10 protein-coding genes are annotated in these 7,016 nt (G+C 55.6%); 1 reads left to right on the forward strand and 9 read right to left on the reverse strand.

The annotated features are described in order from the left end of the window. From BQ4888_RS08880 to BQ4888_RS08890, 4 genes are all read right to left on the reverse strand, one after another. On the reverse strand, positions 1–1,910 hold a 1,910-nt coding region (locus tag BQ4888_RS08880), incomplete at its 3' end, for a transposase domain-containing protein (RefSeq protein WP_140396629.1). Further along, positions 1,907–2,074 (reverse strand): hypothetical protein, encoded by a 168-nt coding sequence (locus BQ4888_RS17545; RefSeq protein ID WP_170232995.1) that lies wholly within the window; start codon positions 2,072–2,074, stop codon positions 1,907–1,909. The genes BQ4888_RS08880 and BQ4888_RS17545, both read right to left, overlap by 4 nt. After that, positions 2,071–2,538: a hypothetical protein gene (locus BQ4888_RS08885; RefSeq protein WP_092056550.1), complete on the reverse strand. Its 468-nt coding sequence runs from the start codon at positions 2,536–2,538 to the stop codon at positions 2,071–2,073. Before BQ4888_RS08885 ends, BQ4888_RS17545 begins: the two co-directional genes overlap by 4 nt. After that, the gene (locus BQ4888_RS08890) at positions 2,535–2,753 is read right to left on the reverse strand and encodes a helix-turn-helix domain-containing protein (protein WP_170232996.1); all 219 of its coding nucleotides are present in this window, start codon (positions 2,751–2,753) and stop codon (positions 2,535–2,537) included. Before BQ4888_RS08890 ends, BQ4888_RS08885 begins: the two co-directional genes overlap by 4 nt. A gap of 283 nt (positions 2,754–3,036) precedes the next feature. Here BQ4888_RS08890 and BQ4888_RS08895 point away from each other — a divergent pair, with 283 nt between their 5' ends. After that, the gene (locus BQ4888_RS08895; RefSeq protein WP_092056553.1) at positions 3,037–3,582 is read left to right on the forward strand and encodes a helix-turn-helix domain-containing protein; all 546 of its coding nucleotides are present in this window, start codon (positions 3,037–3,039) and stop codon (positions 3,580–3,582) included. Positions 3,583–3,590: 8 nt separating this feature from the next. On the opposite strand, the gene BQ4888_RS17360 is transcribed toward BQ4888_RS08895, so the two are convergent. The 5 genes from BQ4888_RS17360 to BQ4888_RS08915 form a co-directional block, all read right to left on the reverse strand. Further along, on the reverse strand, positions 3,591–3,785 hold the full coding sequence (locus BQ4888_RS17360; RefSeq protein ID WP_140396630.1) for a hypothetical protein: 195 nt from the start codon (positions 3,783–3,785) through the stop codon (positions 3,591–3,593). A 193-nt stretch (positions 3,786–3,978) separates the two neighbouring features. Next, positions 3,979–4,413 carry a pilus assembly FimT family protein gene (locus BQ4888_RS08900; RefSeq protein WP_092056555.1) on the reverse strand — a complete coding sequence of 145 codons (435 nt, stop codon included), beginning with the start codon at positions 4,411–4,413 and terminating at the stop codon, positions 3,979–3,981. Further along, positions 4,406–5,065, reverse strand: a complete 660-nt coding sequence (locus tag BQ4888_RS08905) for a putative Ig domain-containing protein (protein WP_092056556.1) — start codon at positions 5,063–5,065, stop codon at positions 4,406–4,408. Before BQ4888_RS08905 ends, BQ4888_RS08900 begins: the two co-directional genes overlap by 8 nt. Beyond that, complete coding sequence (locus BQ4888_RS08910) at positions 5,065–5,709, reverse strand: hypothetical protein (RefSeq protein ID WP_140396631.1); 645 nt, start codon at positions 5,707–5,709, stop codon at positions 5,065–5,067. The genes BQ4888_RS08905 and BQ4888_RS08910 overlap by 1 nt, the downstream gene beginning before the upstream one ends. Before the next feature lie 81 nt (positions 5,710–5,790). Beyond that, the gene (locus BQ4888_RS08915; RefSeq protein WP_140396632.1) at positions 5,791–6,951 is read right to left on the reverse strand and encodes a pilus assembly protein; all 1,161 of its coding nucleotides are present in this window, start codon (positions 6,949–6,951) and stop codon (positions 5,791–5,793) included. Positions 6,952–7,016 lie beyond the last annotated feature (65 nt).

A 7,016-nucleotide genomic window follows, 5' to 3' on the forward strand; every position in this document is an offset into this window, starting at 1 on the left:
TTTTTCAGGCTGTGCAGATACATCGCTTCCGCTATTTCCTCGAAATTGTGGGCGCTTGCCGGGTCGGTTTCGGCGCTCTTCTCCTTCTTGCCAAACATCCCCTCGACAATTTTTGACGACGGCGGCGTGGCCGGTGGGGTTTCCTGCGGCAAACATTTTGCAGCCTCCCGGGCATTGATCCGTATTTCGGCCTTCTCGATTTCGCGCAAGGCCTTTTTCCGCCTGGCTTTCTGCTTGGCGACTTCGCGGGCCGCGTTCCGGTCGTTGAATCCGGCCGGGAGGATACATTCCGCCTCCCCGATCCGCCGCCCGTCCAACTGGTAGACAATCGCGCCCTTGTGCATGTTGGCCGGGTCGAATCGCGCCACCAGCTTTTTCCCCTTGTAGCGGGTCAGTTCTTCACACCAGTAGCGGTTCCCCATGATCTTGATTGATCCGTCTTTGGCGTTGGCCGTGACAGGTTCGGGAGCCAGCAACCACAAGGCCCGTTGTTCCCGGGTCGCCTTCCTGATTGGCCCCTTGGCGTAAGACTCGGCGAAAACCTCATCAAAGCTCTTGCCGTTGCAGACCTTGGAGCGGCGCCTCCTGCGGGCGTTGTAAGCGGCGATTTCCGCCGTCATAATCGCTTCAAATTCTTCCACGGGGATAGGATTGGCCTGGGTTCCTCGCCCCGAAAAAGCCGGGTGCTTGTCGATGTGCTCGCCAAGGCCTCCAACACCAAAACATCGTTCAACAGGTTTCGCTTGCCCATGGCCTGGCGTGGCCCAATGAACGGCCGCCCCTAGTTGGGGAATCAGCCCCAGGGGCTCATCAGGCATCACCTTGAAGCGGTAGCGGTTTTTTACTCCGCCCGTAACGTCTTTGTTTGCGGCGGCGCGGGTTGAATCAAATAAGAAATAGCTAGGAATTCCATAATGTTCTATCAGGTCGCCAATCGAAAGCCGGATTTGGTCCTTGTTCTCCGAAACGTCGAGACGCCAGGCCAGAATCTTCCCTGAATAAATGTCTTGCCACACCCATGCGGTAGGGCGGCACACCTCGCCGGACTCGAACCGGACATATTTAAAGAAGGTGTAGCCGTCGCCGTTGACCGCTTCGAGAGCCCGGAAAACGGTCTTATCTCGCTCTTGGGCCGGGTAGCATTTTTTATAGGCGTCTTCGCCTTGGCGCTTCAGCACGATAAGAGCGTGGGGGATTTCGTTTTCGAGCTTGCGCTTGATCGTTTTCAAGCTGGGAAGTTCCCAGCCGTGGGCCTTGGCGGCGCGTTCCGCCCGTTCATAGACGGCTTGGAAGGTGGGCCGCTCGATCCGCAACCAATCGGCCTTGATATAGTCATAGACTTCCGGGCTGGGGTCCTTTTTCGGGCGGTTCCCGCCTCGGGCGTCAACGAGGATTGCCACCCAATCGCCAGGGTCAACGCCTCGGGTTTTTTCAAACCAGACTCTCACCCTGTCCCCGCCTTTTCCAATCTTCGCGCCCACTTCATTACAGGCTGCCGTTATCCCGGTTCCCCGGGCCATGAGAGATTCCACGGCGCGAACCGCTTCCGCCTTCCGGGCCGCGCCCTCCCTATTCTTCGCGCTCTTCTGTGCGGCATAGTTCCACAGGGCTTCCCGGTCTTCGTCGGTCGGTCGGGATTCCCCAGGGGGAGCGGCGGGCGCTTCGGGCGCGGCGGCCTCGGGGGTGAAAACGGTCGAGCCCGGGCGGACGCAAAGCAGCAAATGGGCGCGGATTCTGGTCTTCTCCTGGTCGCTCAAGGGGAGTTCGTCCACGTTATACCGGCGGCCGCCACCCTGAAGGGTTTCGCCAAGGCAAGCCCAAGATTGCTTTTGTGCTCTTTTCCTTACCGCCCGGGGTGTAATCTCCAGGGCGGCGGCGATCTCGGCAAGGCTCGCTAAAAACAACGTCATTTCCGGTCCCCCAGGGCCAACAGGCAGGCCTTGCAAGTGACTTTCTCGCGGTCGGTTGTGCCGTGATAAGCGGGGCGCGGCTTCGTGGTGCCGATCGTACCGACGCGACAGGCGGGGAGCACATGAGTTGCGGGGTGAAGGGCGGCGTTGTAATGGGTCTTCATTGCCCCAGCTCCTTCAGAAAGAGTTCCCGCCGCTTGCGTTCGGCGGCCAACTTCTGTTCTTCTTCCCGAATCCTCTGAACTTCGGCGCGTAAGGCATCGACGCCCGGGAGGGTGTAAATCCCGACTGTCTCGGCCAAAATCCGTATCGGGTCGGTATTGTCCACGGCGGCGCAGAATGCCGGGAGGAGTTCGGCGGGCATCCGGTGGGGGTGGCTTTCCGCCGTCCAACTGTTCAGCATGTTGACCGTGACGGTCTGCCCGGCAAGGTGGGTCATTTCATCGGCTATCGCGTCCCGGCTCTTGGCGGCCTTCTTCATGGCCTGGCGTATCGTTGCCATGAATCGGGAAGAGATAGACAACCGGCCCGGCTGGGCGGCGATCCGTTCGGCCTGCTCTTGCTTGAGAAGGTCGAAAAGGCCAAGCTGCCCGGCGGCGTTGACAATTCTTTTTCGGCCCTTTGTCATTGTTTAGCCAAACTTGTTAGGTTAGAATCCTGAACAACGGGAAATCGTTCCGGCCAAATATCGCAAGGACGAAGCCCAAGCTTCTCGGCAATGGCGGAACAGCAGCGGGCGGAAATGGCGGGCTTTTTCGCGGCCGATGTTACCGCAGCACGGGAAAGCCCCAGCTCTTTGGCGATAGCCGCATAAGAGGAACCGGCCGCCCGAAGATTGGCCATGATCCAGACGTTTCTTAATTCGGGATTTCTGGGGGGGCGAGTAGCGAACATTCGACCGGCCCTTTCTGTGTGTCAAAGGTGGGAAGGTGTCTATACTTGTGTATTACCATAATCCCTAAAATCGGGAATGTAAATCCCGTTTTTTGAGTTCCTACTATTAAAATTCGTTCATTCCTTGTTTGTTTTTAGGGATTATCAAATATTTCAGTAACTTAAGACGTGCGGAACCGTGGGATTTTTATTTTGCAAAAGTTCCGCACCTGCGGGGGAGAAGTCGGAACCAATGACGATAGGCGAGAGGCTGAAGAGGGTTCGAGGAGGGCTCAGGCAACAGGACTTTGCCAAGAAAATAGGTGCGCCAAAATCGACGGTTAGCCGCTGGGAGCGAGGCGATCAAACCCCCAGTTACGAGGCTCTAAACGCGATTCTTGAAGCCTTCCCAGAAGTAAACCCGAGTTGGTTGGTGACCGGGGAAGGCCCGTTTATGAGGACTGCGGTAGAAAGGGGAAAGCGGGAGTTTCAAGACGATGAATTGCATGTGAATGTATTGCAGGCCCTCATTGAAACACTAAGCTGTTCAGGTGAGAAAAAATCTAGGAAATACGCATATCTAACTTTTGACCTGATTAACCTTATCGCGGAACTCAGGGAGCACTTGCCAAGCGTCACAGAAATAAAGGCTATGTTTTCCGCTCTGTTTTTCCTGGTAGACGGTGCCGAACGTTATGACGAAAAAGAAGGGCCAGAAGAAGCCAGGGGAATAGTTGAGGCATTGTTGAAAGTAATAAGTGGCCCGGAACCAAGGAGAAATCCCAAAAATGAGAAATAGCGTCCCGTTTACGGGCCTTGTTCGATAGATTCCTTGAAGGCTTTTTGAAGGGTCTTGAAGGGTGTCTTGCGATTTAGTGTTTCTATTGTCCGAAAATTGCCGAAGCGCCAATTTTTAGTGTTTTGAATGTCCGCCGCCGCCCGCCAGGCCCAAAGCGCCGCACGAAGATAACCCGCCGAAAATAAAAGAAGTTTCCCGGCCATTCCCAACCACGCCCGAGCATTCCCGCCTATTCACTAATTTAGTCTTTCTATTGTCCCCTCACACCCCGGTCGGTGTACAAGCTCCCGCCGGGGAGAGGGGGTTGTCACTGCATTCAGAAAGTGGGCGGATCAGCCTGATGTCCTCACGTTGCCCTGCGCTCGAACTTGTCGCGATGCGTTGCGTAAAGCTCAATTATAGTCGTGCCCGACCAGAGGCGGTGAATTCGATTTGTACCACCAAGCTGTCATCGCCATTGACTCGAATGAACAGTTTATCACTGGCATTCCCCTGGGGGTGAAAATTGGTTTCTTTTGTACCGGTTGTTGCCCAGGTGTCATTGCTATTGATGTTGGATGCTTCCAACGGCACCTGTGGCGCCAGTGTGCGTGTCCTTCCGCCATAGACAAGCTGATGGTTATCCAGATCGATCACCGCTGTCACCGTGGCGCTGCTGGTTACCGCCAGGTCTCGCGCCTGCCGCAAGCCGGTCAGGATTTCTCTCGCCACTTCTCTGACCTGGGCACTCTCACGCCATTGCACCAATGGCGGGGCGGCGAACGCCATGAGAATGGCCATGATGCCGATCGTGATGATCAACTCTATCAGGGTAAATCCGCGCTTATTCATTGCTGCCCCCTTCCGGCGTTTGCCGGGGCTCCGGAAAAGCCAGGCTCAGTTCAAAGGCCTGTTCGTCCCAGCCGCCGTAGCCATCCTCTACCCGTAGTCGGACAGGAAAGTTTCCTTCCGGCAGGGATGCCGGCGACCATACGAGCAGGCCGTTTTCGGCACCAAGAGTCATTTCCGCGGGACCTTCCACAAGAAGAAAGTTAAGGTGGTCGCCATCCGTGTCCTGGGCTTGAACCTGATAGGAGAAACCTTCTGTCGCACCGAATTCAGGCGGCTGTGAAAGAATTCTGGGGGCCGCATTGGCTACCTCCAGGGGCATGCTGACAAAAGGCTCCAGAATCTCCCCGCTGAAGGTTTCCGGCGTCACCACAACAGAGAGCATGGCACCGCGCCGCAGTCGATCACCCGGAACCTGTTCCGTGTCAAGGTCTTGCAGTTCCTCGCCATCGAGAAACCAGCGGTAGTGCAACACCACAGCGGGGCTGTCTTCCGCCAACAGGCATTCAGCGGTCAAACCCGTAGCGGTATCAAAGGGTAGGGGCTCGACACTTGCCGATGTAATCACAGAGGCCGCAAAAACCTGTGCCGGTGCGGCTGAGAGCCATGCCATGGCCGCACCGGCCAACAGAAAAAATAATCGCAGTCGATTCATCACCATTGCATCCAGTAGACCGGTTCGAGCGGATTCATCTTGCCCAAGTTGACATCGGGATTATTCGCTGAACTGAAAAAACCACCGCCACGACCGACCAAAACGGAAATGTTGCCTCCCCGATCCACCTTGACGATGGGTTCCGAGGCGATCCCGCGGCCGATTTCATAAGAACGGTCAGGCCGGCCGATCACCACTTCGTCGACAGTATCGTTGGTAGTATCCAGGTTGAAGGCGGCTTTGCCGGTAAAGGCGTCGATCGCATACAGGCGCGAAGGCCCCAATACCCCGGCGCAGGGGTCATCGCCCTCGCTATGTGCTGTGGGTTGATAGGTGCTGAAGTAGGCAACACCATTGAACACCCGAGGGCTGGCGAGAACTTTTTCACCCTCATGATTCGTTTCATCAAGCTGAATGAACCAGCCGTATTTTACGGTTTTGTCCACGGCCTCGTCCGCAAGATCCTGATAGGGCGGGCGAAGCTGGTCTAGTTTGTTCGTGGTGTAGTCATAGACGGTCACATCGACAAGGTTCGCTTCCGTCAGTGGCCCTGAACTGTAATTCCATAACTTATGGGCTGTCGTGAAATTGGTGATGTCTGTCGTGTCGGTCATCCCCACAGGAATACGACGATCGCGAACCACATAAAACCGATCCGTTACTGAAGTGTTAAGGGGATGTTCACGGTCGCCGGTACCGAAGTAAAGAAAGGTATCGTAGCCCGATTATGTTGCTGTCGGCTTGTAGAATGCCTTGCGGCCGACTTCGGCCACACCGTCATTGGCGGCAAAGATGCAGGTCGCATTCCAGTTGGAAGTGCTGTTGCTCTGCATGTCGAAGCGCCACAGTTGGCCGCCGGTGTCACCAATATAGGTGGTGTCGGCATATCCATCGTAGTCACGATCGAGCACCAGAGGGTCTGAAGGAAAGCTGAACTTCATTCGATCACTATCGTCGTCAGCCGCCGTGTAGCTCCACAGCAAAGTCGGGGTGCTTTTGAGTACCACCCTTTTTCCCGCCGAGGCATCAAACGATGCCACCTCCACCGCAAAACAGCCTCGACCGCTGGGTGCATAAGGGCTGTTCCCGGTGCTGCTGATCAGATTGCCTTCGCCGGAGAAGGCTGCAGAGGTTACCGTATTCTCGTCCGCGTCAGGAAAATCCTGGGTCGCACCGTGGCGTAAATCCTCGTTGGTATCGTAGCCGGCTCCGAAAATGGCGACGACCTTGGCGGCCTTGGGCTCGCCGAGTTGCATCAGTGCCAGAGTCGGCAGACTCCAGGTTTGCCCCAACTCTGCGAAGCCGGAGGTGCTGTTGTTGATCTTCCATAAAAATTCGGGATTTTCCGGGTTGGTGATATTCAGGGCGTAATAGGTGCTGTCGCCACCGCCGAAACCCAGTGTGCTTTTGCCGCCGCCACGTCGCATGCCGACGATCAGGACGACGGCATCTTCACTGGCCGTGATGGTGCCATCTTTGTTCTGGTCATGAAAATAGATAACGGGAGAGCCGTCCATGAAGTAATAATGATGGTCGAAGTCCCTTAAATACTGCAGATCGGCCAGAAACTCATCGGGAATAAAGCCCCATACTTCCTTCCCATCGCAATCGCGGTACGCGTGCAGCATGCCATCGTTGCCGCCAACGAAAATGTAGGTCTTGTTGGTGCCGCAGTTTGCTTCATTCGTAAGATTGAAATCGTAATTGCTGTAATTCATGATGACGGGCTTTGAGTGCATGACGTCGCCTTTTATCCAATGACGCATGTCGCCATCGAACTCATCGTATGCATCAAGCCCGTAGATGAATTTAATAAGATCGTCCGTACGCAGTAACAGTTGAATATCTAACGGGTTTAAGTCCCGTCCGGGGAGTTGTCCGTTCACCCCGGTAGCTCAAGGGAGCGGCGTCTTGGTAACAAGGGGTCGTAAGTTCCCAATTGGCAAAGCAG

It is taken from the genome of Desulfuromonas acetexigens, from assembly GCF_900111775.1.
GTDB lineage: Bacteria > Desulfobacterota > Desulfuromonadia > Desulfuromonadales > Trichloromonadaceae > Trichloromonas > Trichloromonas acetexigens.

Coding starts and splice junctions, on each gene's coding strand:
- BQ4888_RS08895 (WP_092056553.1), top strand. CDS start 3,037: ATGACGATAGGCGAGAGGCTGAAGAGGGTTCGAGGAGGGCTCAGGCAA.
- BQ4888_RS08905 (WP_092056556.1), bottom strand. CDS start 5,065: ATGAATCGACTGCGATTATTTTTTCTGTTGGCCGGTGCGGCCATGGCA.
- BQ4888_RS08890 (WP_170232996.1), bottom strand. CDS start 2,753: ATGGCCAATCTTCGGGCGGCCGGTTCCTCTTATGCGGCTATCGCCAAA.
- BQ4888_RS17545 (WP_170232995.1), bottom strand. CDS start 2,074: ATGAAGACCCATTACAACGCCGCCCTTCACCCCGCAACTCATGTGCTC.
- BQ4888_RS17360 (WP_140396630.1), bottom strand. CDS start 3,785: ATGGCCGGGAAACTTCTTTTATTTTCGGCGGGTTATCTTCGTGCGGCG.
- BQ4888_RS08885 (WP_092056550.1), bottom strand. CDS start 2,538: ATGACAAAGGGCCGAAAAAGAATTGTCAACGCCGCCGGGCAGCTTGGC.
- BQ4888_RS08900 (WP_092056555.1), bottom strand. CDS start 4,413: ATGAATAAGCGCGGATTTACCCTGATAGAGTTGATCATCACGATCGGC.